Source organism: Pseudomonas sp. Yb2C2 (assembly GCF_052112325.1).
GTDB classification, from domain to species: Bacteria; Pseudomonadota; Gammaproteobacteria; order Pseudomonadales; family Pseudomonadaceae; genus Aquipseudomonas; species Aquipseudomonas marginalis.
The window spans coordinates 196,061-217,527 of sequence record NZ_JAVAJK010000009.1 but is presented as its reverse complement, the minus strand read 5'-3'; the positions used below and the strand labels follow the sequence as shown (position 1 = coordinate 217,527).

Sequence of the window (21,467 nt, the reverse complement as noted above, 5' to 3'; positions counted from 1 at the left end):
GTTTAGATTTTTTCCGGCTGACGGTTCCAATGCCGAAACAACGGCTCCGCCAGAAACAGCACAAACAACAAGCGCATCACCTGCATCGCCGTCACCAACGGCACCGACAGTTGCAGGGTCTCGGCCGTAAGGCTCATCTCGGCAATCCCGCCGGGCATCATGCCCAGGGTCAGCGAGCGCAGGTCCAGGTGGGTGAGGGCGCTCAAGCCCACCGCCGCCAACGTTGCCAACGCCATGGTCAAGGCCGTGCCGATCAAGGTGCGGCCCATGAACGACGGTGCTCGACGAAAGAACTGCCGGTTGAAGTGGCAGCCCAACCCGCTGCCGATCAACCACTGGCCGATCTGGCTGCCGCCTTCGGGCAGGCCGATATGCAGGTCCCACACCACGCTGGCCGTCGCACTGACCAGCAAGGGGCCGAACAACCACGGGTTAGGCTGGCGCAAGCGCTGCCAGCCCCAGGCCACCAGTGCACCGAGTGGAAACAGCAGCGCCAGCCACGCCCAACTGACAGGCGCCGGATGAAACTGCGGCGCACCGCCGCCCAACAGATACTTGAAGATCGCCGGCACACACAGCACCACCACCAGCACGCGCAGACTTTGCCCAGCCGCGACACGGCTGAGTACCGCGCCATTGCGCGAGCCGAGGTTGACCATTTCCCCGGAACCGCCCGGCATGCTCGAGAAGAACGCGGTGGCGCGGTCTTCACCACTGCGGCGCATCAACCACACGCCCACCACGCTCGACAGGCTGGTGACCAGCGCCCCGAAGAAAATCAGGCCGAAGTGGCTCATCACCTGTTCGATCACCACCGGGGTGAAGTGCAGGCCGATGCCGATGCCCACCACCCATTGGCCGCATTTGCGCCCGCCGGGAATCTCCGCTAACTGCCAGGGCGTTAGGCAACGCACGAGGATGATCGCCAGTAAGGAGCCGACCATGTACGGCAAAGGCCAGCCAACCAGGCTGGCCAGGTAACCGCCGGCCAGGCCGACCAGCGGTGTTCCCCACCAATGTTTAAAGATGACCTCAGACATCGGCCACGGCACGACGCTGTTGGGCACGTTTACGCCAGATACGCAGCAACGGTACAAACAGCATGATGGCGGTCAGCACCCAGACGCCAAAGGTAATCGGGCTCGACCACAGGATTTCCAGCGCACCGTTGGAGATCGACAGCGCACGGCGCAGGTTTTGTTCCATCAGCCCACCGAGGATAAAGCCCAGCAGCACCGGCGACAGCGGGAAGTCCAGCTTGCGCAGGATGTAGCCGAAGATGCCGATACCGACCATCAGGAACAGGTCGAAGGTGGTGGCGTGCACCGCGTACACACCGATCGCGGTGATGATCGCGATCACCGGCACCAGCGCCCAGTTCGGCACGGCGAGGATGCGCGTGAAGATGCGGATCATCGGGATGTTGAGGATCACCAGCATGATGTTGGCGATAAACAACGAGGCGATCAGGCCCCAGACGATGTCCGGTTGCTGTTGGAACAGCAGCGGGCCGGGGGTGATGTTGTACAGCGACAGGGCGCCGATCATCACGGCGGTGGTGCCCGACCCGGGAACGCCGAGGGTCAGCATCGGTACCAGGGCACCGCAGGCGGACGCGCCGATGGCGGTTTCCGGTGCAGCCAGGCCGCGCATGTCGCCCTGGCCGAATTTGCCGCTGGCACCGGCCAGGCGTTTCTCGGTCATGTAGGCCACCGCCGAGGCCAGGGTCGCGCCCGCGCCGGGCAGCACGCCCATGATGAAACCGAGCAGGCCGCAACGAATGTTCACCACGAACACCGAACCTGCTTCTTTCAGGTTGAACATCATCCGCCCGGTGGCTTTTACCGCTTCCTGGCCACGGTGGGTTTTTTCCAGCAGCAACAGGATCTCGCTGATGGAGAACAAGCCCAGCACCAACACCACAAACTGGATGCCGTCGGTGAGGTGGATGTTATCGCCGGTGAACCGGTACACGCCGCTGTTGGCGTCGATGCCCACGGCGGAAAGGAACAGGCCGATCAGCGCCGCCACAAAGGTCTTCAACGGTTTGTCACCGGCCATGCCGCCCAGGCAGACAATCGCGAACACCATCAGCACGAAATATTCCGCCGGGCCGAAGGCAATCGCCCATTTGGCCAGCAGCGGCGCGAACAGCACCATGCCGCAGGTGGCGATAAACGCGCCGATGAACGAACTCCACGCGGACAACGACAGCGCCACACCGGCCAGGCCTTTGCGGGCCATCGGGTAGCCGTCGAGGGTGGTCATCACGGTGGAGGCTTCGCCCGGGATGTTCAGCAGGATCGAGCTGATACGCCCGCCGTATTCGCAGCCCAGGTACACGGCGGCCAGCAGGATCAGCGCCGATTCCGGCGGCAGGCCCAGGGCGAACGCGATGGGGATCAACAGCGCCACGCCGTTGATCGGGCCCAGGCCCGGCAACAGCCCGACCACGGTGCCGATCAAGGTGCCGCACAGGGCGGTCACCAGGTTGTAGGGGGACAGTGCAACGCCGAAGCCCTGGCCCAAATAGCCGAAAGTATCCATATCAGTTCTCCAGAACGTCGAGCAGGCCGAGGGGCAACGGAACATCCATGGCTTTATCGAACAGCAGATAAAGACCGATGGCCATCAGGCTGACGATCACCACACTGGGCACCCAGCGGCCGCCATACAGGCGCGCCATGGGGATGCCGATCAGCATGCTGCTGAGGATGAAACCCAGGGGCTCGAAGGTGCCGGCAAACACGATCAACAGCGCCACGCAGATGCTGATCTTGATCAGTGTCTGGCGGTCGAGCGCGGGTTCTTCTTCGGTGTGCTGGGTGGGTTGCGGGCGGAACAGCATGTAGATCAGCGCCAGGCTCATCAGCCCGAGCATCAGCAATGGGTAGGCCCGAGGCCCCACGGGCTCGTAGGAAAACGCCGCCTGATACGGCCAGGCCATCAGTGCCAGGCCGGCACAGGCCAGCAACAGCACAGCGGCAAAAATGCGTTGTAAGAGCATAGGAAACTCCAAGGCCCCTCTTGTAGGAGCGAGCTTGCTCGCGAAAAACGTCAACGATAACGCGTGCTGTCTGGATGCACGTGGATGTCCTTGGGTTCTTCGCGAGCAAGCTCGCTCCTACAGGGGCATTACACAAAAGAGGGGCGTTTACTGGATCAGGCCGAACTCTTTGGCCAGCACTTTGTAGTCAGCCACCTGTTTCTTCACGTAGGTGTCCAGCTCCGGGCCAGTCATGGCGAACGGGAACAGCTCGCGCTGGTCACGCAGCTTGGCGAACTCGTCGGAGGCCAGCAGTTTATCGAAGGCCTCCTTCCACCAGGCGTAGTCGGCATCGCTGACTTTTGGCCCGAGGTAGAAGCCACGCACCACCGGCCAGACGATGTCGTAGCCTTGCTCTTTGGCGGTCGGAATATTCTTCATTTCCGGCTCGTCCAGGCGCTCCTCGGAGAACACCGCCAGCAGGCGCATGTCACCGCTGAGGATGTGCGGCATGGAGTCGGAGATGTCGGTACTGCCGACCTGGATATGCCCGCCGAGCAGGGCGGTGGCGATTTCACCGCCGCCTTCGAGCGCCACATAGCGCAGCTCGCGCGGGTTGATCCCGGCGGCCTTGGCGATCAGGGCGGTTTGCATCCAGTCCTGGCTGCCCACGGTGCCGCCGGAACCGATCACCACGCTGCCCGGATCTTTCTTCAGGGCTTTAACCAGGTCGTCGAGGGTCTTGTAGGGCGAATCGGCTTTAACGGCGATGGCACCGTAGCTGGTACCCACGGCGGCCAGCCAGCGTACGGCGCTCTCATCGAAGCGTCCGAACTTGCCCTGGGCCAGGTTCAGCAGCGAACCGCTGGACCAGGCCACCAACGTACCGCCGTCCGCAGGACGCTGGGCCACCACGGCGTTATAGGCCACCGCGCCCACGCCGCCCGGCATGTAGGTCACGCGCATTGGTTTGCTCAGCAGTTTCTCGTTGACCAGCGCGCTTTGCGCCAGTTTGCAGGTCAGGTCAAAACCACCGCCGGGGGAGGCCGGGGCGATGCATTCCGGGCGCTTGGGTTCGTCGGCGGCCAGCAGTTGGCCGGCGAACAGCATGCAGCCGGCGGCGAGGGCCAATTTACGCAATGAAGGGGTCATGGTGATCTCCGTCTTTGTTGTTATGAGTGGCTTACCAGAGCGCAACGCTGTAGCTGACCAGCAGGCGCATTTCATCCGCATCACGGGCTGAATAGTTGGAACGGTAGATGGCATTGCGCAGACGCACGGCGACATCCTTGAATGTGCCGCTTTGCACCACGTACTTGATCTCGCTGTTGCGCTCCCATTCCTTGCCGGTGTCGCCGTTCCTGAGCTTGATATTGTCACCCGAGAGGTAACGGCTCATGAAACTCAGGCCGGGAATGCCCAGCTTGGCGAAGTCGTAGTCGTAGCGCGCCTGCCAGGAGCGCTCTTCGGCGCCGGCAAAGTCGTTGATCTGCACGAAGTTGACCAGGTACGGGTCGCTGCCATCCACATAGGGAAAGGCGCTGTCGCCGGACATATGCTGGTAGCCGGCGCTGAGCTTATGGCCATTGAGGGCATAGCTGAACAGGCCGTTGAGGGAGGTGTTGTCGATCTTGCCGCCACGGGCTGCGCCTGCGTCATCGCTGATCGCCAGGCGCAGGTCGGTGGCGAAGGTGCCGGGGCCCATCGGGCGTGCGGCGACCAGGCCGAGGAAGTGCTGGCGGTACACGTCGTCGAGTTGGGCGAAGTGGTAGCTGCCGGTGATCTTGTCGGCGAACTTGTAGTCGACGCCGCCGAAGTTGAAATGCTTGCCGGTGGCACCGCTGAGGAAGCGGCTGTTCTTGTTATTGAGGGCGATGTCTTCGTAGTTGCTGTCGTCGCGGTCCTTGGCTTTGTCGAGACGGCCGCCGGTGAAGACCAGGTTCTTGAATTCCTTGGAGGTGATCAGGCCACCGTTGAAGGTCTGCGGCAGGATACGACCGTCGTTGGGCTTGAGGATCGGCAGCTCGGGCATCAGCGAACCGATCTTCAGCTCGGTAGCGGAAATCTTCACTTTGCCGGTCAGGCCCAGCTTGGAGTACTCGTTGGCGGCGCGGCCATCGTCGTGGGTAGGCAGCAGGCCGGTGCCGGTGCGGTCGGGGCTGGAGTCGAGCTTGACCCCGAGCATGCCCAGCGCATCCACGCCAAAGCCGACGGTGCCGTCTGTGTAGCCCGATTGCAGGTTGAGCATGAAGCCCTGAGCCCACTCGTCGCGCTTGGACTGCTGGGCGCTGGTGCCGTCGCGAAAGTCGCGGTTGAAGTACATGTTGCGGGTTTCCAGGGTCGCGCTGCTGTCTTCGAAGAAGGCAGCCTGGCCAAGCGGCGAAAAGCCGGCAAGGGCAGCGGCACTGGCAAGGGCGGTGTGGGTCAGGCGGGAAATACGAACAGGCGGGCAAGCCTGGGGCTGTGTCGACAGCATCGTGGTGCACTCCGTTATTGTTCTTATTTTGGCGAAAACGCTTCGAGGCGTTTTTCGGGCGCGACCCATCAGGTCGCTCGGCAGGCATGACCTACCGTGGCTGGATGCTAAAGGGCGAAGCTTTCACTAACCTTTCAGCTGTCTTTCAATGTTTTCAGGCTTCACAGGGCAGTCGGCGCCTGTAAACTGCCCGGCAAAGCGTGGCGCCGACCACGTCCGAATAAGGTGGAAATCCATGCGTGTCCTTCTGGTTGAAGACCATCTGCAACTCGCCGAAAGCGTCGCCCAAGCGCTCAAGAGCACAGGTTTGACCGTCGACGTATTGCATGACGGTGTGGCCGCCGACCTGGCCTTGAGCAGCGAGGATTACGCGGTGGCCATCCTCGATGTGGGCCTGCCGCGCATGGACGGTTTCGAGGTACTGGCGCGCTTGCGGGCGCGTGGGAAAAACCTGCCGGTGCTGATGTTGACCGCGCGCAGCGATGTGAAGGACCGCGTGCATGGCCTGAACCTGGGCGCCGATGACTACCTGGCCAAACCGTTCGAACTGACCGAGCTGGAAGCCCGGGTCAAGGCGCTGCTGCGCCGCAGTGTGTTGGGCGGCGAGCGTCAGCAGGCGTGTGGTGTGCTGGTTTATGACCTCGACACCCGTCGTTTCACCGTGGGCGGCGAGTTGATGACGTTGACCTCCCGCGAGCAAGCCGTGCTTGAAGCGCTGATTGCCCGCCCAGGCCGGGTGATGAGCAAGGAGCAACTGGCTTCACAGGTGTTCGGCCTGGACGAAGAGGCCAGCCCCGACGCCATCGAAATCTACGTGCACCGCCTGCGCAAGAAGCTCGATGGCCAACCCATCGCCATCGTGACGTTCCGCGGTCTCGGCTACCTGCTGGAAGCCCGCGATGCATAAGCCCAGCAGCCTGCGCTGGCGCCTGCTGTGGAACCTGGCGCTGCTGCTGGTGCTGTTGATGCTCGCCAGTGGCATGAGCGCCTACTGGAACGGTCGCGAAGCGGCCGACACCGCCTATGACCGCACGTTGCTGGCCTCGGCGCGTACCATTGCCGCCGGCCTGACCCAGGTGGACGGCACCCTCAGCGCCAACGTGCCCTATGTCGCCCTCGACACCTTTGCCTACGACAGCGCCGGGCGCATCTATTACCAGGTCAATGACATTGATCAGAAGCTGATTTCCGGCTACGAAAACCTCCCCGGCCCGCCCCCCGGCACTCCGCGCACCGACGACTACCCGGCGCTGGCGCGCTTCTACAACGCCAAGTACCAGGGCCAGGAAGTGCGGGTGGTCAGCCTGCTCAAGGCGGTCTCCGAACCGAACATGAACGGCATGGCGGAAATCCGCGTGGCCGAAACCGATGAGGCACGGGTGAGCATGGCCCGCAGCCTGATGGCCGACACCTTGCTGCGCCTGGGCATGCTCGCCATCGGTGCCTTGTTGCTGGTGTGGTTTGCCGTCAGCGCCGCATTGCGCCCGCTGGAGCGCCTGCGCACCGCGGTGGAAGAGCGCCAGCCCGACGACTTGCGGCCGTTGCCGTTGGTGGAAGTGCAGCATGAGTTCGGCCCGCTGGTGCGTTCCCTCAACCACTTCACCGAACGCCTGCGCGGCCAGTTCGAGCGTCAGGCGCAGTTTATTGCCGATGCATCCCATGAACTGCGTACCCCGTTGGCGGCGCTCAAGGCACGCCTGGAGCTGGGCCTGCGTGCCGAAGACCCCGCGACCTGGCGCAGTACCCTGGAAACCGCCGCCCAAGGCACCGATCGGTTGACCCACCTGGCCAATCAGTTGCTGTCCCTGGCGCGCATCGAAAACGGTGCCCGGGCGATTGCCGAAGGCGGCGCGCAGTTGCTCGACCTCAGCCAATTGGCCCGTGAGCTGGGCATGGCCATGGCGCCGTTGGCCCATGCGCGTGGCGTGGCACTGGCGCTGGAGGCGGATGAACCGGTGTGGTTGCGTGGCGAGCCGACGCTGCTCAACGAACTGTTGAGCAACCTGGTGGACAACGCCCTGGCGCACACGCCACCGGGCGGCAACGTGATCCTGCGGGTCACGGCGCCGGCGGTACTGGAGGTGGAAGATGATGGCCCAGGTATTCCGCAGGAGGAGCGCGACCGGGTGTTCGAGCGCTTCTACCGCCGTAGCCAGCAAGGCATGGGCTCAGGCCTGGGGTTGGCGATCGTGGGCGAAATCTGTCGTGCGCATCTGGCCCAGATCAGCCTGCATGACGGCGAGCACGCGGGGTTGAAGGTGCGTGTGAGTTTTATCGCCGGTTGATCAATCGAACATGGCGCGCGCTTCATCCAGCTCTGCGCGCAGTTTTTCGCTGTAGGGATCAACCCGCAGTTTTTTCATCGCAGGCACGCTGGAGACGTCCACCTTGGCCAGGGGGTGATCGGTGCCGTGATGGCAATACAGCATGGCAATCTGCACCACGTCAATGTAGTCGAGGCAGGCTGAGTCCCGGTCCAGGTTCAGGTACTGGCCCGGCAGTTTCGCCAGCATTTCCGGGAAGTCCCAACCACTCAGCAACTTGTCGCCCAGCACCGGGTGGATGCTGTCGATCACGTGGTTGAGGCTGACCGGATCTGACAACAGCTCGTAGTGGTCTTCGGCGTAGGTCAGGATCGGCAGCACGCCGATCTGGTGCACCAGGCCGCCCAGCGCTGCCTGGTCCGGCTTGAGCTGGCTGTGGTTGCGGCACAGGGCGTAGCTGACGCCCGCCACTTCCAGGCTGCGGCGCCACACATCGCGCATTTTCTGTTCGACCACTTCGGAACGGGCGTGGAAGATCTGTTCCATCACCAGGCCGATGGCCAGGTTGCTGCTGTAGTTGGTGCCCAGCCGGGTGATGGCGGTGTGCAGGTCGGTGACTTCCTGGGTGGCGCGCAACAGCGGGCTGTTGACCACTTTGATCAGGCGCGCCGACAACGCAGTGTCGCGGCCGATCACTTTACTCAAGTGGCTGATGCTGATTTCCGGGTCTTCAGCGGCCTGACGGATGTTCAGGGCCACTTCCGGCAATGTCGGCAGAACCAGGTCATCGTTGTCGATGGCCTTAACCAACGCCTGTTGGACTTTTTCCGCCAGTTTGTTCATTCATGCTCTCTAGGGTGTTGCAGGAAAATACGGCGACTAACGCTGGATCTCACGATCGCGGTCAAGGGTGTAAGGCAGGTCAAGCAGTTGCAAACCGGGGCCTTCCAGCGTGCCTAGGTGCACATCGCCACTATCGGCAGCTTCGGCTTGCAATACCGCCAGAAGTTCAATCACCTGGTCAGCTTTTGCTGCAATCACCACTTCGCCGATCGAGCTGTTGTGGCTGGGGGAAAACAACGGGGTGCCTGGCTCGGGCATTTCAGCCGCGTTCAGGCTCAAGCGGTACAGGCGACGCTTGAGTTTGCCCAGGTACTGCATGCGCGCGACGATTTCCTGGCCGGTGTAGCAGCCTTTCTTGAAGCTGACGCCGCCCACGGCCTGCAGGTTGAGCATCTGCGGGATGAACAGTTCGCGGGTCTGGGGCATGACCTGGCCGATACCGGCGCGGATCTGGCCCAGTAGCCAGTGATTCAAGTCGGTTTGTGTCAACTGTGCGGCCAATTGGCCGCGCACGCCGTCGGCTTGCTCGGCAGGTACCCAGAGTTCGGCGCGGGCGGGAGACACGCGGACGGCGATCAGGTGTTCGGTACGGGCAACGCTGTCCGTTTCGGTGGGCAGCTCAAGGCCAAGGCCGGTCAGCGCCTGATCGCCATCGATCACACCGAAACGCACCCAGGCGGCGCTTTCGTCGGTGAGCTTGGACTTGGAGAACACTGCATATTTCTTCAGGTCCGCCAGTTGCGGTTCGAGCAGCTCGGTGGCCATGGCCAGGAGTACGCCGTCGCCCTGCAACAGGATGCGGAAGCTCGACTGCATGCGGCCTTTTTGTGTGCAGCGCGCACCGAGGCTGGCCTGGGTGTCGCTCAGGTAATTGAGGTTGCAGGTGAGTTGTCCCTGCAGGAACTTGGCAGCGTCGGAGCCGCGGACGGCGAGAACGCCTTCGTGGGACAGGGGGCAGAAGAAAGCAGAGTCAGCCATGGGTCATCGCAGGTCAAAAAGTCATGGGTGCATCATAGAGGGGCGCCCGGCAAATGGATAGTTTCCGTAGGGGCGACCAAAGCCGACTGTTCCGGTGCCGTCGGGCCTGTATACTTGCGCTCTATTTGAGGAGCGCTCCATGGTCGAAGATGTAGAAATCAATCGTCTCTACTGGCACAGCCGTCGTGGCATGCTTGAGCTTGATGTGTTGCTGGTGCCTTTTACCAAAGAGGTGTATGCGACGCTCAATAAGGAAGATCGCGATCTCTACGTCAGGCTGCTGACTTGCGAAGATCAGGACATGTTCGGCTGGTTCATGGAGCGGGCCGAATCCGAAGATCCTGAACTGCAGCGCATGGTCCGGATGATCCTGGATCGTGTCCAGCCCAAGTAATCGTTTCGAATGCCGCTGGCAGGCCTCACGGCTGCTGCTGGCGGCGTATCTCCTTGCCCAGCTGTTCGCGCTGGGTGCGCTGATGGTCCTCGACTCTCCCTTTGCTGTCCTCGGCGTGCTGGCGTGCCTGGCCCATGCTGCCTGGGTATTGCCGCGTTATGTCCTGCTGACTCACCGTTCGTCGATTCGTGGCCTGCGACGGGATGAAGAGGGCTGGCAATTATTCAGCAGTGAGCGCGGCTGGCATCGCGTGCAGCTGCGGCCCGACAGCCTGGCGTTGCCGCTGATTGTGGTGTTGCGCTATCGCGTACCGGGGGAATGGCGGGTGCGCTCGGTCTGCGTGCCGACGGATTCGCAGGCCGCCGATGTGCACCGGCGCCTGCGGGTTCGCTTGAAGTTCAGCCGCCGTAGGTGGTTGGCACCAGAATAGTGTCGCGGGCCTCGGGCAACATCTGCGGGTAGTCGAGGGTGTAGTGCAGGCCCCGGCTTTCCTTGCGTTCCATGGCTGAACGGATCATCAACTCCGCGACTTGGGCAAGGTTGCGCAGTTCGATCAGGTCACGGCTGACCTTATAGTTGCTGTAGAACTCATCAATCTCATCCAGCAGCAGTCGCACCCGGTGTTGCGCCCGTTGCAGGCGCTTGTTGGTGCGCACGATCCCCACGTAATCCCACATGAAGCGCCGCAGCTCGTCCCAGTTGTGGGCGATGATCACGTCTTCGTCCGAATCGGTAACCTGGCTGGCATCCCAGCGGGGCAGGGCGGCCGGCACCGGGATGCGCGGCAGTTGTTCGAGAATGTCGGCTGCGGCCGAGCGGGCGTAGACGAAGCATTCGAGCAGTGAGTTGCTGGCCATGCGGTTGGCGCCGTGCAGGCCGGTGAAGCTGGTTTCGCCAATCGCGTACAGGCCGGGTACATCGGTACGCCCATGTTGGTCGACCATCACACCGCCGCAGGTGTAGTGCGCCGCCGGTACCACCGGGATCGGGCCTTTGGTGATGTCGATGTTGAACGCCAGGCAGCGCTCGTAGACGGTCGGGAAGTGGGTCTTGATGAACGCTTCGGGCTTGTGGCTGATGTCCAGGTAGACGCAGTCGATGCCCAGGCGCTTCATTTCATGGTCGATGGCGCGGGCGACAATATCCCGTGGAGCCAGCTCGGCGCGCGGGTCGAAACGCTGCATGAAGCGCTCACCGTTCGGCAGCTTGAGGTGTGCACCTTCGCCGCGCAGGGCTTCGGTGATCAGGAAGCTCTTGGCCTGTGGGTGATACAGGCAGGTGGGGTGGAACTGGTTGAATTCCAGGTTGGCCACCCGGCAGCCCGAGCGCCATGCCATGGCAATGCCGTCGCCGCAGGCGCCGTCGGGGTTGCTGGTATAGAGGTAGACCTTGGCGGCGCCGCCTGAGGCGAGGATGGTGAAGCGCGCACCATAAGTATCCACTTCGCCGCTGGCGCGGTTGAGCACATAGGCGCCGAGGCAGCGTTCGCCCGGCAGGCCCAGGCGCTTTTCGGTGATCAGGTCGACAGCGACGCGTTGTTCCAGCAGTTCGATGTTGGGGCGTTGGCGGGCCTGGTCGAGCAAGGTCCTGAAGATCGCGGCACCGGTGGCATCGGCGGCGTGGATGATACGCCGATGGCTGTGGCCGCCTTCGCGGGTCAGATGGAACTCGAAGCCGCCGTCATCGCTGCCTGCGTGTTCGTCGCGGGTGAAGGGCACGCCCTGGTCGATCAGCCATTGGATCGCCTCGCGGCTATGCTCGACGGTGAAGCGCACCGCGTCTTCGTTGCACAGGCCACCGCCGGCGTTGAGGGTGTCTTCAACGTGGGATTGCACCGTATCGGTGTCGTCCAGCACCGCGGCGACACCGCCCTGGGCCCAGAATGTCGAACCGTTGGCCAGGTCGCCTTTGCTCAGGACGGCAATTCGCAGGTGGCTGGGAAGGGTCAGCGCAAGGCTCAAGCCGGCCGCGCCGCTACCGATCACCAGGACATCGTGTTGAAACTGTTGGCTCATTTGAAGGATTCCGCAAAAAGCGATCCACAGGGCTGGCGCAAACAGGACGCCTGGATCGGCGAATCAAAGGGTCACACGGGCCACTAGTATATAGAGGGGGGGAGCGGCACAATAGCCGGGCATTCGTGGCAATGTGAGATTACGGTGCACGGCTCGGGTAAAATCGGCAGGTTATTGAGGTGGGAACTTTTTGCATAAGCCTCGACTCAATAGCAGGTTGCCCGAAAGCTGGGAAACGTTGAGTTTATTGGCCCGTCGGGAGCATTGGACGCGTCAGAAAACCGACGACAAGATTATTCGCGCAGCCGGCGTTGCCCGCGCTGCGTTTTTCGTGTGTGCCAAATCAGTGCGTGCCGGAAACTTGCTTGAAGGGGGAGAACTTTTGCGAAAAGTCCGAGTCTATGTTTGCAAGCCTGATCGTTTAGTTATGCAAGCCTCCTTCAAGTACAACGAGGAGTGTTCATGCTAACCCAGGAAGAGGATCAGCAGCTGGTCGAGCGCGTTCAACGCGGTGACAAGCGAGCATTTGATCTGCTAGTGCTGAAATACCAGCACAAAATTCTCGGGTTGATCGTGCGGTTTGTGCACGACACCCATGAAGCGCAGGACGTTGCACAGGAAGCCTTTATCAAGGCGTACCGTGCACTGGGCAATTTCCGCGGTGATAGTGCGTTTTACACGTGGCTCTACCGCATCGCCATCAACACGGCGAAGAACTATCTGGTGTCTCGCGGACGCCGCCCGCCGGATAGTGATGTAAGTTCAGAAGATGCAGAATTTTACGATGGTGATCACGGCCTCAAAGATCTCGAGTCGCCGGAGCGTGCATTGCTGCGCGACGAGATCGAAGGCACCGTTCATCGCACAATTCAGCAACTGCCAGAAGATTTGCGTACGGCGTTAACTTTACGTGAATTCGATGGTCTGAGTTACGAAGACATTGCGAGCGTCATGCAGTGTCCGGTGGGGACTGTAAGGTCACGGATTTTCCGGGCCCGGGAAGCCATCGATAAAGCCTTGCAACCGTTGTTGCAGGAAAACTAAAGACAGCGGCGACAGCCAAGAGAGGAACCGCCATGAGTCGTGATGCCCTGCAGGAATCGCTGTCCGCAGTGATGGATAACGAAGCGGATGAACTGGAACTTCGTCGAGTGCTCAACGCATTTGATGATGCCGAAACCCGTGATACCTGGTCTCGTTACCAAGTCGCTCGGGCGGTGATGCACAAGGATCTTCTAATCCCTCGTCTGGATATTGCTGCGGCCGTTTCTGCCGCGCTGGCTGATGAAGCCGTTCCGGCAAAAGCTGCTCGTGGCCCTTGGCGCAGCCTGGGTCGCCTGGCAGTGGCTGCCTCGGTGACTGTTGCAGTGCTGGCCGGTGTTCGCCTGTACAACCAGGACGAAATCGCCGGGGCCGAACTGGCCCAGCAGACTCAGCAACCGGTCATGGCCGGTCCGCAAGTCAAAGGCCCAGCGGTACTGGCCGGCTACAAGGAAAGCTCCGACACCACCGGCCCTATGGCCAACGGTGTGCTGCAAGGGCAATCCGGCTGGCAGGACCAGCGTCTTCCAGGCTACCTGCGCCAACACGCACAGGAATCCGCCTTGAAAGGCACTGAAAGCGCTCTGCCATACGCTCGCGCTGCAAGCCTGGAAAACCGCTGATCCGTTAAGGAGCCCTATGCGCGCCATACCGCTCCTTACGTTATTGCTCAGTGGTTGGTTTGCACTCCCCGCCCATGCCGACGAAGCCCAAGACTGGCTGACTCGACTTGGGCGTGCAGAGCAGCAGCAAAGTTTCCAAGGTACGTTTGTCTACGAACGTAATGGCAGTTTTTCTACCCACGACATCTGGCATCGCGCCCAGAATGGCCAGGTCCGTGAGCGGCTCTTGCAGCTTGATGGTTCTGCCCAGGAAGTCGTTCGCGTAGATGGCCGCACTCAGTGCGTCAGCGGCACTCTTGTCGCCGGCCTGGGCAATTCGCGTGATGCGCCCTCGCGCGCCCTCGATCCGCAAAGACTCAATCAATTCTACGAACTGGCCGTTATCGGAAAGTCTCGCGTGGCCGGTCGTAATGCAGTGATTGTGTCGATTACACCCCGTGATCAATACCGCTACGGTTTTGAGCTGCACCTTGATCGTGAAACTGCGCTGCCGCTCAAGTCCTTGTTGCTGAATGATCAAGGGCAGTTGCTGGAGCGCTTTCAGTTCACTCGATTGGACACCTCCACCACGCCTAATGATCGCGACTTGCAGCCTAGCGGCGAATGCACCTCCATCGCCGTCGGCGATACCAAGGCAGCGGCCGTAGAGGCCACCGAGGCGTGGCACTTGGAGTGGTTGCCGCCAGGCTTTCAGCTGACCAATAGCAGTGCCCGCAAGGATCCCCATACCAAGGCCACGGTCGACAGCCTGATGTATGAAGATGGACTGGCGCGCTTCTCGGTGTTTCTCGAACCGATCAGCGATGTGAGCGTGACCGAGACTCGCACCCAATTAGGCCCTACGGTTGCTGTATCTCGTCGCTTGAATACGGTGGATGGCGAAATGATGGTGACTGTGGTCGGCGAAATACCTATTGGCACCGCCGAACGCATCGCACTGTCGGTGCGCGGTGAAAAAAAGGCCACCCCCAAGCCGTGAGTCGTTAATCCTATGTTCATCCAGATCTTTCACAGTACGTCCATGCCAGGTTGGCTGCCGAGAGCATGAAATGTCTGGATCAGCATTTTCACTTGCAAAAATCTCCCATGTTTTTTATAGGTCAGGGCTTGTTGGCCCTGGCCTTGTTTAGTTCGCGGAACAAAGATGTCGTTCGCAGTTTTCGGCGTTTCTTGAACCCTGTCGCTCAACCCTGCTCGTCGTAACGGGAGCTGTATGTCGATACCACGTTTGAAGTCTTACCTATCCATAGTCGCCACGGTATTGGTGCTGGGTCAGGCCGTGCCCGCGCAAGCGGTCGAGTTGCCTGACTTCACCCAATTGGTTGAGCAAGCCTCGCCTGCCGTGGTGAACATCAGTACCACCCAGAAGCTGCCGGATCGCAAAGTCTCCAACCAGCAGATGCCTGACCTGGAAGGCCTGCCGCCGATGCTGCGCGAGTTCTTCGAGCGTGGTATGCCACAACCGCGTGCGCCCCGTGGTGGCGGTGGTGGCCAGCGTGAAGCGCAGTCCCTGGGGTCGGGCTTCATCATCTCGCCAGATGGCTACATCCTCACCAATAACCATGTGATTGCCGACGCCGACGAGATCCTCGTGCGCCTGGCTGATCGCAGTGAGCTGAAAGCCAAATTGGTCGGCACCGATCCGCGTTCCGACGTGGCCTTGCTGAAGATCGAGGGCAAGGACCTGCCGGTGCTGAAGCTGGGCAAGTCCCAGGACCTGAAGGCGGGGCAGTGGGTGGTAGCCATAGGCTCGCCGTTTGGTTTTGACCATACCGTTACCCAGGGTATCGTCAGTGCCATTGGTCGCAGCCTGCCGAACGAGAACTATGTGCCGTTCATCCAGACCGACGTGCCGATCAACCCGGGCAACTCCGGTGGCCCGTTGTTCAACCTGGCGGGCGAAGTGGTGGGGATCAACTCGCAGATCTACACCCGTTCCGGTGGCTTCATGGGGGTCTCGTTCGCCATTCCTATCGACGTGGCCATGGATGTTTCCAATCAGCTGAAAAGTGGTGGCAAGGTCAGCCGTGGCTGGTTGGGTGTGGTCATCCAGGAAGTGAACAAGGACCTGGCTGAATCCTTCGGCCTCGACAAGCCGGCGGGCGCCCTGGTCGCGCAAATCCAGGATGACGGCCCGGCTGCCAAAGGCGGTCTGCAAGTGGGCGACGTGATCCTGAGCATGAACGGTCAACCGATCGTTATGTCGGCCGACCTGCCGCACCTGGTTGGCGCACTCAAGGCCGGCAGCAAGGCCAAGCTGGAAGTGATTCGTGATGGCAAGCGCCAGAATGTCGAGCTGACCGTGGGTGCGATCCCTGAAGAGGGCGCGACCCTGGATGCCCTGGGTAACACCAAGCCGGGCGCCGAGCGCAGCAGCAATCGCCTGGGCATTGCCGTGGCCGAGCTGACTGACGAGCAGAAGAAAGCCTTCGATCTCAAGAGCGGCGTGGTGATCAAGGAAGTGCAGGACGGCCCGGCAGCGTTGATCGGCCTGCAGCCTGGCGACGTGATCACTCACCTGAACAATCAGGCGATTGAGACTACCAAGCAGTTCACCGACATCGCCAAGGCGTTGCCGAAGAACCGCTCGGTATCGATGCGCGTGCTTCGCCAGGGGCGTGCCAGCTTCATTACCTTCAAGCTGGCCGAGTAACCCACCCGGCCAATAAAAAGCCCCCGCCTTCGTGTTACGAGGGCGGGGCTTTTTTGTGGGCGATGGGTTTAGCCCATCATGCCTTTAACCAGGCGCTCCTGTTCGATCAACTCACGCTGACGTGCATCGATGCGTGACGACAACGGGAAATTGCTGCCGGCGCGACGTTTGGCAAAGTCCAACTGCTGAATCGCCTGCTGGAAGTCGCCCACCAAAGCAAAGTATTCGGCGCGAGCCTGATGCAGGCCGATGATATTGCCCGACAAGCCACGAGTCTCGGCGACCTGGTACCACACATCCGGATCGTCCGGGCGAGACTTGAGCAAGCCATCCAGGGCCTTTTCCGCATCGGCGGTGCGATTCTGTTTAAGCAGCAGATCTACCCGAATCTGATTCAGCGGGTAGTTGCCGGGGTATTGGGTCAGCATCCGATCCGTGCGTTGCTGGGCATCGGGCAGGTGGTTGTTGTCGATGTCCAACTGGATTTGCGCCAGGTTGTAGGTGATGTCGTTGGGCGCCTTGGCCAGCAAGGGTTGCAGGCTTTCCCGTGCCTGCTTGAACTGGGAGGCTTTGATCTGGGCGATGGCCAGGCCATAGCGCGCCACGTCGTTTTTAGGATTTTCGTCCAGTTGCGCCTGGAAGCGCTTGGCGGCGAGTCCGGAGGTGTCTTCGTATTGCAGCTGTACCCGCGCGCGAATCAATTGGTAGCGCAGGCTGTCTTCCTTGCCGCCGGCCTTGGCTTGTTCCGCGCGGTTGCGGGTGTCGGCGATACGCGATTCGGTCACCGGGTGAGTCAGCAGGAATTCCGGCGGCTTGGCGTCGAAGCGATACTGACGCATCAGGCGTTCGAACATGGTTGGCATGGAGCGCGGGTCGTAGCCGGCTTTCTCCAGGTTGACGATGCCGATACGGTCCGCCTCCTGTTCATTCTGGCGAGAGAATCGTCGTTGTTCCTGGATGGCCGCGGCCTGTGTGCCGGCGATTGCGGCGATCCCGGCATCCCCGGCACCGGCGGCGGCCGCAATGATGCCGCCGAGGAGGGCGGCCATCATCGGGATCTGCATGCGCTGCTGCGCCTCGACACCACGGGCGAAGTGACGCTGGGACAAGTGAGCCAGTTCGTGGGCCAGCACCGACGCGTATTCCCCTTCGGTCTGGGCATTGAGAAACAGGCCGCCGTTCACGCCGACGATACCGCCGGGTGCGGCGAAGGCGTTCAGTTGCGGGCTGTTGATCAGGATGAATTCCAGGCGCCGGTCATTCACCTGGCTGGTTTCCACCAGCTTGTACACGCTGGTTTCGACGTAATCCTTGAGCTGCGGGTCGTTCAACTGCGAGACCTGGCCCCGTAGGTAGGCCAGCCAGGCGCGGCCCAGCTGATATTCCTGTTGCGGCGAGACAATGGCAGAACTGGCGTCGCCAAGTGACGGCAGGTCGTCAGCGAAGCCTGGGGAGGCCAGCAGGCAAGCCAGCGTCAGCAGGGTAGGGCGCAAAAAAGTCATGCACAGAGCCTTTCGACAAAGAGCTTACTGTAGCCGGACACTGAGCTTCGGACCAGATATTCTAAGCACCCCGAATGCGTGCCCGGAGTAAAACCATGACCGACGCTGTAGCCTTTGATGCCGAACTCGATGCCAGCGGCCTCAATTGCCCGTTGCCTCTGCTCAAGGCCAAGCTGGAACTCAATCGATTGGCCAGTGGCGCTGTGCTCAAGGTGATCGCCACCGACGCAGGTTCCCAGCGTGATTTTCGTACCTTCGCCAAGCTGGCCGGCCATACCCTGCTGCATGAAGAAGACGCCGCCGGTGTGTACCGTTACTGGTTGCGCAAGGCCTGAACCGTTTGCCCCTACCACCCGAGGTTGATTGATGTTCAAAGTGTTACGAGACTGGATCCAGCGCTACTTCTCCGATGAAGAAGCCGTGGTGCTGGCGGTCCTGCTGTTTCTGGCCTTTACGGCCGTACTCACCTTGGGAGGCATGCTGGCGCCGGTACTGGCGGGGATGGTGCTGGCTTACCTGATGCAGGGCCTGGTCACCACCCTGGAGCGTTTACGCTTGCCGGGCGGCGCAGCTGTGGGCCTGGTATTTGCCTTGTTCATGGGGCTGCTGGTGGTGTTTATTGTCGTGGTGTTACCGCTGCTGTGGCACCAACTGATCACGTTGTTCAACGAGTTGCCGGGCATGCTCGCCAAGTGGCAGTCGCTGTTGCTGCTGCTGCCGGAGCGCTACCCGCATCTGGTGTCGGACGAGCAAGTGCTGCAGGCGATAGAAGTGGCACGGGGCGAAATCGGAAAGTTCGGGCAATGGGCGCTGACCTTTTCCCTGTCCAGCCTGCCGCTGCTGGTCAACATCATGATCTACCTGGTGCTCGTACCGATCCTGGTGTTCTTCTTCCTCAAGGACCGCGCCATGATCGGGCGTTGGGTGAGCGGCTATCTGCCGCGCGAACGAGCGCTGATCACCCGGGTGGCCGAAGAAATGAACCGACAGATCGCCAACTACATTCGTGGCAAGGTCATCGAGATCATTATCTGCGGGGGCGTTACCTACATTGCGTTTATCGCACTGGACCTCAACTACGCCGCCTTGCTGGCACTGCTGGTGGGGATTTCGGTGGTGGTGCCGTATGTCGGTGCCGTGGTGGTGACGGTGCCGGTGACCTTGATCGCCTTGTTCCAGTGGGGCTGGAGCGACCAGTTCATCTACTTGATGGCGGTCTACGGCATCATCCAGACCCTGGATGGCAACGTGCTGGTGCCGCTGCTGTTCTCGGAGGCGGTCAACCTGCACCCAGTGGCGATCATCTGTGCAGTGCTGTTGTTTGGTGGACTGTGGGGATTCTGGGGGGTGTTCTTTGCGATTCCCCTGGCGACGCTGTTCAAGGCCGTGCTGGATGCGTGGCCGCGGCAGGAGCCGGTGGTGGCACCTTTGTTGTAAGGGTAGGCGCGAATCACTGCTTCATCGCTGCAGTGATCCGCGCTACAGATCAGGCCTTGTTCAATGCCTGGGCTGCGGCCAGAACGGCGTCCACATGGCCCGGCACTTTCACGCCGCGCCATTCCTGGCGCAGCACACCGTCCTTGTCGATCAGGAAGGTGCTGCGATCCACACCCAGGTATTCCTTGCCGTACAGCTTCTTCAGCTTGATGACGTCGAACAGTTGGCAGACCGCCTCATCCTTGTCGCTGATCAGCTCGAACGGGAATTCCTGCTTGCCCTTGAAGTTCTCATGGGACTTCACGCTGTCGCGCGACACGCCAAACACTTCGGTGTTGGCGGCCTTGAATGCTGCGTACTGGTCACGGAAACCCTGGCCTTCGGTGGTGCAGCCCGGGGTGCTGTCCTTCGGGTAGAAGTAGATCACCACTTGCTTGCCCTTGAGGGCGGCAAGGTTGAAGGTCTGGCCGCTGGTGGCCTGGGCTTCGAAATCGGCGACCGGTTTATCGATGACTACCGCCATGATGACTTCCTTACATTGGGTTCTGTGGGCGCCACGGCTCGATCAGCGCGTCGAGGTTCAGGGCATCGGCGAAATCCAGGAACTGGTCGCGCAGCCAACTGATCTGCACGCCGGCCGGCAGGGTCACGGTGAAGGTGGCATTGAGCATGGTTCCGCCGGTTTGCGGGGCCTGGTAGGTGTCGCAGGTCAGGTTCTCCAGTTCGACGTTATGGTCGATGAAGAACTGGCACAGCTCATTGACGATGTCCGAGCGGTAGGCCGAGCTGACATACGCCACATAAGGAAGCGCCTGCGGGCGATTTTCCAGGGCGGCGCTGCGCACCACGTTGACGGTGAAGTCGTGCTTCTTGGCCAGGCCCGGCAGGCCGGTCTCCAGGCGCGCCAGGGCATCCCAGGTGCCGGAAATCTGCAGGACCAGCGCACTGCACTCGCCATGGCGGGTCAGGCGGGAGGTCACCACGGCACAGCGGTTTTCATGGCTGGCGCGGCACAGGACGTTGGTCAGCTCCATGGGGTTGGCGCCGAGGGCACTGATAACAAGGAATTGTTCGCGAACTGTGGGGGTGGACATGCAGCCTTCCTAAAACGATGAGCGGTCGATACTGTGAGGGCTGTATCGATCAAAGCATGAAGGGTAGCGAAAAGCGTCGCCAAGGGATAGGAGGTGGCGTTTTCATTGCGTGATCCGCCTGATTTTGCCCAGCCTCAACCCGTGCTTTGGCCCAATGATGGCATTGCCCGTCGTTTAGTTGCGCCAGAACGCATCCTCAGGCGGTACTTCGCTTGTACAAGCATCTTGGCGCCAGTACCATTACGGCTCTCTTTTTCCGGCAGGAGCGGTTGCATGATTGCGGGCAGTATGGTGGCACTGGTCACACCCATGGATGCACAAGGTCATCTCGACTGGGACAGCCTGGGCAAACTGGTGGACTTCCACCTGCAAGAAGGCACCAACGCCATCGTGGCGGTCGGCACCACAGGTGAATCGGCCACCCTCGATGTGGAAGAACACATCCAAGTGATCGAATTCGTGGTCAAGCGTGTCGCGGGGCGTATTGCCGTGATCGCCGGCACGGGCGCCAACTCGACGCGCGAAGCCATCGAGCTGACCCGAAACGCCAAGAAAGCCGGCGCCGACGCTTGCCTGCTGGTGACCCCGTACTACAACAAGCCGACCCAGGAAGGCCTGTACCAGCACTTCCGCACCATTGCCGAAGCCGTCGACATCCCGCAGATCCTCTATAACGTGCCGGGTCGTACCGCGTGCGACATGAAGGCCGAGACCGTGATCCGCCTCTCTACCGTGCCGAACATCATCGGCATCAAGGAAGCCACCGGCGACCTGCAGCGCGCCAAGGACATCCTGGCTGGGGTGAGCAGCGACTTCCTGCTGTATTCCGGTGACGACGCCACGGCTGTCGAGCTGATCCTGCTGGGCGGCAAGGGCAATATCTCCGTGACCGCCAACGTGGCCCCGCGCGCCATGAGCGACCTGTGTGCCGCCGCCATCGCTGGCGACGCCGTGACCGCCCGTGCGATCCACGAGAAGCTGATGCCGCTCAACAAGACACTGTTTATCGAATCCAACCCTATTCCCGTGAAGTGGGCGCTGTTCGAGATGGGCCTGATGCCGGACGGTATCCGTCTGCCGCTCACCCGCCTCAGCGAAGCCTGTCACGAACCGCTGCGACAGGCCCTGCGCCAGTCCGGCGTCCTGGTTTAATTGAGGAAG

22 protein-coding genes are annotated in these 21,467 nt (G+C 61.3%); 11 read left to right on the top strand and 11 right to left on the bottom strand.

Annotation, left to right across the window (positions count from 1 at the left end):
- Window positions 1-2: 2 nt before the first annotated feature.
- The 5 genes from Q8X51_RS15150 to Q8X51_RS15130 form a co-directional block, all read right to left on the bottom strand.
- Window positions 3-1,040, bottom strand: a complete 1,038-nt coding sequence (locus Q8X51_RS15150) for an AbrB family transcriptional regulator (RefSeq protein WP_065928293.1) — start codon at window positions 1,038-1,040, stop codon at window positions 3-5.
- Window positions 1,033-2,547 (bottom strand): tripartite tricarboxylate transporter permease, encoded by a 1,515-nt coding sequence (locus tag Q8X51_RS15145; RefSeq protein WP_032888527.1) that lies wholly within the window; start codon window positions 2,545-2,547, stop codon window positions 1,033-1,035. Before Q8X51_RS15145 ends, Q8X51_RS15150 begins: the two co-directional genes overlap by 8 nt.
- A gap of 1 nt (window position 2,548) precedes the next feature.
- A complete protein-coding gene (locus Q8X51_RS15140; RefSeq protein ID WP_407693296.1) occupies window positions 2,549-3,007 on the bottom strand; it encodes a tripartite tricarboxylate transporter TctB family protein in 459 nt (152 codons plus the stop codon).
- A gap of 147 nt (window positions 3,008-3,154) precedes the next feature.
- Window positions 3,155-4,138, bottom strand: a complete 984-nt coding sequence (locus Q8X51_RS15135; protein ID WP_027604327.1) for a Bug family tripartite tricarboxylate transporter substrate binding protein — start codon at window positions 4,136-4,138, stop codon at window positions 3,155-3,157.
- Between the two features lie 31 nt (window positions 4,139-4,169).
- Window positions 4,170-5,462 carry an OprD family porin gene (locus tag Q8X51_RS15130; protein WP_407693297.1) on the bottom strand — a complete coding sequence of 431 codons (1,293 nt, stop codon included), beginning with the start codon at window positions 5,460-5,462 and terminating at the stop codon, window positions 4,170-4,172.
- A 235-nt stretch (window positions 5,463-5,697) separates the two neighbouring features.
- Here Q8X51_RS15130 and Q8X51_RS15125 point away from each other — a divergent pair, with 235 nt between their 5' ends.
- Both Q8X51_RS15125 and Q8X51_RS15120 read left to right on the top strand, forming a co-directional pair.
- The gene (locus tag Q8X51_RS15125) at window positions 5,698-6,369 is read left to right on the top strand and encodes a response regulator (protein ID WP_027604325.1); all 672 of its coding nucleotides are present in this window, start codon (window positions 5,698-5,700) and stop codon (window positions 6,367-6,369) included.
- Window positions 6,362-7,747, top strand: a complete 1,386-nt coding sequence (locus Q8X51_RS15120) for a sensor histidine kinase (RefSeq protein ID WP_065928218.1) — start codon at window positions 6,362-6,364, stop codon at window positions 7,745-7,747. Before Q8X51_RS15125 ends, Q8X51_RS15120 begins: the two co-directional genes overlap by 8 nt.
- Here the strand turns inward: Q8X51_RS15120 and Q8X51_RS15115 are convergent, their stop codons facing one another.
- Window positions 7,748-8,569, bottom strand: a complete 822-nt coding sequence (locus tag Q8X51_RS15115) for an HDOD domain-containing protein (protein ID WP_065928217.1) — start codon at window positions 8,567-8,569, stop codon at window positions 7,748-7,750. It abuts the gene before it with no gap.
- A gap of 36 nt (window positions 8,570-8,605) precedes the next feature.
- Complete coding sequence (gene ygfZ, locus Q8X51_RS15110; RefSeq protein WP_065928216.1) at window positions 8,606-9,547, bottom strand: CAF17-like 4Fe-4S cluster assembly/insertion protein YgfZ; 942 nt, start codon at window positions 9,545-9,547, stop codon at window positions 8,606-8,608.
- Between the two features lie 139 nt (window positions 9,548-9,686).
- Here ygfZ and Q8X51_RS15105 point away from each other — a divergent pair, with 139 nt between their 5' ends.
- Together Q8X51_RS15105 and Q8X51_RS15100 are read left to right on the top strand one after the other, a co-directional pair.
- Window positions 9,687-9,941, top strand: coding sequence for an FAD assembly factor SdhE (locus tag Q8X51_RS15105; protein ID WP_027604321.1), 255 nt, complete (start codon window positions 9,687-9,689; stop codon window positions 9,939-9,941).
- Window positions 9,925-10,371, top strand: a complete 447-nt coding sequence (locus Q8X51_RS15100) for a protein YgfX (protein ID WP_065928215.1) — start codon at window positions 9,925-9,927, stop codon at window positions 10,369-10,371. Before Q8X51_RS15105 ends, Q8X51_RS15100 begins: the two co-directional genes overlap by 17 nt.
- Here Q8X51_RS15100 and nadB read toward each other — a convergent pair.
- Window positions 10,340-11,956, bottom strand: coding sequence for an L-aspartate oxidase (nadB, locus tag Q8X51_RS15095; RefSeq protein ID WP_065928214.1), 1,617 nt, complete (start codon window positions 11,954-11,956; stop codon window positions 10,340-10,342). The two genes, Q8X51_RS15100 and nadB, sit on opposite strands and share 32 nt — an antisense overlap.
- Before the next feature lie 462 nt (window positions 11,957-12,418).
- On the opposite strand from nadB, the gene rpoE reads away from it, so the two are divergent.
- From rpoE to Q8X51_RS15075, 4 genes are all read left to right on the top strand, one after another.
- Window positions 12,419-13,000 carry an RNA polymerase sigma factor RpoE gene (rpoE, locus tag Q8X51_RS15090; RefSeq protein ID WP_003172477.1) on the top strand — a complete coding sequence of 194 codons (582 nt, stop codon included), beginning with the start codon at window positions 12,419-12,421 and terminating at the stop codon, window positions 12,998-13,000.
- 32 nt (window positions 13,001-13,032) lie between these two features.
- Window positions 13,033-13,620 carry a sigma-E factor negative regulatory protein gene (locus tag Q8X51_RS15085; protein ID WP_003172479.1) on the top strand — a complete coding sequence of 196 codons (588 nt, stop codon included), beginning with the start codon at window positions 13,033-13,035 and terminating at the stop codon, window positions 13,618-13,620.
- Window positions 13,621-13,636: 16 nt separating this feature from the next.
- A complete protein-coding gene (locus Q8X51_RS15080) occupies window positions 13,637-14,599 on the top strand; it encodes a MucB/RseB C-terminal domain-containing protein (RefSeq protein ID WP_065928213.1) in 963 nt (320 codons plus the stop codon).
- Between the two features lie 234 nt (window positions 14,600-14,833).
- On the top strand, window positions 14,834-16,273 hold the full coding sequence (locus Q8X51_RS15075; RefSeq protein ID WP_027604316.1) for a DegQ family serine endoprotease: 1,440 nt from the start codon (window positions 14,834-14,836) through the stop codon (window positions 16,271-16,273).
- Between the two features lie 68 nt (window positions 16,274-16,341).
- Here Q8X51_RS15075 and Q8X51_RS15070 read toward each other — a convergent pair whose 3' ends face one another.
- Window positions 16,342-17,775, bottom strand: a complete 1,434-nt coding sequence (locus Q8X51_RS15070) for a M48 family metalloprotease (protein WP_027604315.1) — start codon at window positions 17,773-17,775, stop codon at window positions 16,342-16,344.
- A gap of 95 nt (window positions 17,776-17,870) precedes the next feature.
- Between Q8X51_RS15070 and Q8X51_RS15065 the strand changes: the two genes are divergently transcribed.
- Together Q8X51_RS15065 and Q8X51_RS15060 are read left to right on the top strand one after the other, a co-directional pair.
- Window positions 17,871-18,110, top strand: a complete 240-nt coding sequence (locus tag Q8X51_RS15065; protein ID WP_010212198.1) for a sulfurtransferase TusA family protein — start codon at window positions 17,871-17,873, stop codon at window positions 18,108-18,110.
- 31 nt (window positions 18,111-18,141) lie between these two features.
- A complete protein-coding gene (locus Q8X51_RS15060; RefSeq protein ID WP_032888556.1) occupies window positions 18,142-19,212 on the top strand; it encodes an AI-2E family transporter in 1,071 nt (356 codons plus the stop codon).
- Window positions 19,213-19,261: 49 nt separating this feature from the next.
- On the opposite strand, the gene Q8X51_RS15055 is transcribed toward Q8X51_RS15060, so the two are convergent.
- Both Q8X51_RS15055 and Q8X51_RS15050 read right to left on the bottom strand, forming a co-directional pair.
- Window positions 19,262-19,735: a peroxiredoxin gene (locus tag Q8X51_RS15055; RefSeq protein WP_122488020.1), complete on the bottom strand. Its 474-nt coding sequence runs from the start codon at window positions 19,733-19,735 to the stop codon at window positions 19,262-19,264.
- 10 nt (window positions 19,736-19,745) lie between these two features.
- A complete protein-coding gene (locus Q8X51_RS15050; protein WP_003172487.1) occupies window positions 19,746-20,306 on the bottom strand; it encodes a glycine cleavage system protein R in 561 nt (186 codons plus the stop codon).
- Between the two features lie 273 nt (window positions 20,307-20,579).
- On the opposite strand from Q8X51_RS15050, the gene dapA reads away from it, so the two are divergent.
- On the top strand, window positions 20,580-21,458 hold the full coding sequence (gene dapA / locus Q8X51_RS15045; RefSeq protein ID WP_065928210.1) for a 4-hydroxy-tetrahydrodipicolinate synthase: 879 nt from the start codon (window positions 20,580-20,582) through the stop codon (window positions 21,456-21,458).
- Window positions 21,459-21,467: the final 9 nt, after the last annotated feature.